Here is a 2,161-nt window from a genome sequence, read left to right as displayed (position 1 = left end):
GTACCCGACCCGCCCGAGCAGTTCGGACCCGCCGAGTTCGGCCGGGTCCTCGGGGCTCAGCGGAGCCGGGTTCACGCGGGTCGTCCTTTCGTCCTGGTCGGCGGGTGTATGCCAGCGGGCGTGCGCCGCAGTGCAGGGATGAGGGGAGATGAGGACGGGGTGAACGCGGAGGGTGCGCGGAACGAAGCGGACCGTACCGGAAAGGGTGAAAAGTGTGAGGTGAGACGCACTTTTGAGCGTGAATTCATGTCGAGTACGTCTCAGTACCGTCACTGGACGAGACATTCACCCCGTGTTTGGCGTTTAAATCTCTGATTACAGCACGACAAGGTGGAGGTACCAGGTGAACGGGCGAACGGTGCTTCAGCGCTTCCCCGCAGGCGGTCCGCGTGGATCGTGGCCGGCGGAGGAGTACGCCCATGACCGGCGCCTGGAGGGCCTTCCCGCCGAGGTTGTCATGGACCTCGCGACCGATGCGTTCCTGGTGATCGTGCGCAGCGGCGAGGGGGCGGTGGACGCGACGGCGTGACGCGGGCGTTTCGACCCCCGGGTCCGTGCTACTCGACAGCGACGTCAGATGTCGAGGCCGTGCGGCACTTGAGGAGGAGGACGTGGTGGATCACTCCCGGGTCCCCGTGTTGGAGGCGTTGCAGGAGTTCCGGCGTCGTGGTGACGTCGTGTACGGGCCTCCGGGACACAAGCAGGGGCAGGGAGCCGATCCACGGGTCGTCGACATCGTCGGCGAAGGGGTGTTCGCCTCCGACGTGCTCTCCCTCAACGGGCTCGACGACCGCCGCGAGTCGCAGGGAGTCCTCACGCAGGCCGAGGAGCTGATGGCCCACGCCGTCGGCGCCGAACGGACGTTCTTCTCCACGTGCGGCAGTTCCCTGTCGGTGAAGACCGCGATGCTGGCGGTGGCCGGGCCCGGCGAGAAGCTCCTCGTCTCCCGCAACGCCCACAAGTCCGTGATCGCCGCCGTGATCGTCAACGGTGTGGAGCCGGTGTGGGTGCATCCCAAGTTCGACGCCGAGCGGCACCTGGCGCATCCGCCCGAGCCCGACGACGTACGGCGGATGCTGCGGGCGCACCCCGATGCGAAGGGGATGCTGCTGATCACGCCCACCGACTGGGGTTCCTGCGCGGACATCCGCGGTGTCGCACGTGCCTGCCACGACCAGGACGTCCCGCTGATCGTCGACGAGGCGTGGGGGGCTCATCTGCCCTTCCACCCCGACCTGCCGCTCTGGGGCATGAACGCCGAGGCCGACCTGGTCGTCACGAGCGTCCACAAGATGGGCGGTGCGATCGAGCAGAGTTCCGTCTTCCACCTGCAGGGCGACCGGGTCTCCCCGGAGGTGCTCAAGCAGCGGGAGGACCTGCTGGGGACCACCAGTTCCTCCTCCCTGGTGTACGCCACCCTCGACGGGTGGCGCCGCCACATGGTCGAGCAGGGACACGACCTGCTGGAGGCGGCGCTGCGCCGCTCCGCACGCGTCCGCGAGGCCGTCGGCGCCCTGCCCGGACTGCGTCTGATGGGCCCGGAGGCCGTCGACGCCGGCCTGGCGGCGGAGCTGGACCTGTTGAGGATCACCATCGATGTGCGCGAGCTCGGCATCAGCGGCATGCAGGCCGCCGAGTGGCTGCGCGCCCACTGCCACGTCGACATGGGATCGTCCGACACCTGCCGGATCGGCGGACAGATCACCCATGCGGACGACGACCGCACCGAGAAGCTGCTCATCGACTCCCTGCACCGCCTCGTCGACCACGCCGGCACCATCGAGGCCCGCACCCCGGTGAGGCTTCCCGAACCCTCCGCGCTGGAGCTGGAGCAGGCCATGCTGCCCCGCGACGCCTTCTTCGCGGACGCGGAACACGTCCCCGCCGACAAGGCCGTCGGACGCGTCGCCGCCGAGATGCTCAGCCCCTACCCGCCCGGCGTGCCCGTCGTGGTTCCGGGAGAGGTCATCACCACGGACGTCGTGACCTATCTGAGGACCGGCGTGGCCGCGGGCATGCTCGTCCCCGACGCCGCCGACCCCACCCTCGAAACCCTGCGCGTGACGGCCCGGTAGAGCCACGGACCGCGGCCGGAGTCCAGCCGTCGGGCCGTGCGTCACGCCGTGACGGGGCGGGACCAGGCCGGGGTCCGTGGCTCTAC

Annotated in this window: 2 protein-coding genes; both read left to right on the top strand. The window is 69.6% G+C overall.

Features of this window, described 5'->3' with window-relative positions; genetic code table 11:
• The first annotated feature begins 343 nt into the window (after positions 1-343).
• A complete protein-coding gene (locus tag C1I97_RS35745; protein ID WP_111007094.1) occupies positions 344-529 on the top strand; it encodes a hypothetical protein in 186 nt (61 codons plus the stop codon).
• 85 nt (positions 530-614) lie between these two features.
• Positions 615-2,075 (top strand): aminotransferase class I/II-fold pyridoxal phosphate-dependent enzyme, encoded by a 1,461-nt coding sequence (locus tag C1I97_RS35740; protein ID WP_111007095.1) that lies wholly within the window; start codon positions 615-617, stop codon positions 2,073-2,075.
• Positions 2,076-2,161 lie beyond the last annotated feature (86 nt).

Source organism: Streptomyces sp. NTH33, from assembly GCF_003236365.1.
GTDB lineage: Bacteria > Actinomycetota > Actinomycetes > Streptomycetales > Streptomycetaceae > Streptomyces.
Note: the sequence above shows the minus strand (reverse complement) of the source record. Positions and strands in the feature narration are given on the sequence as shown.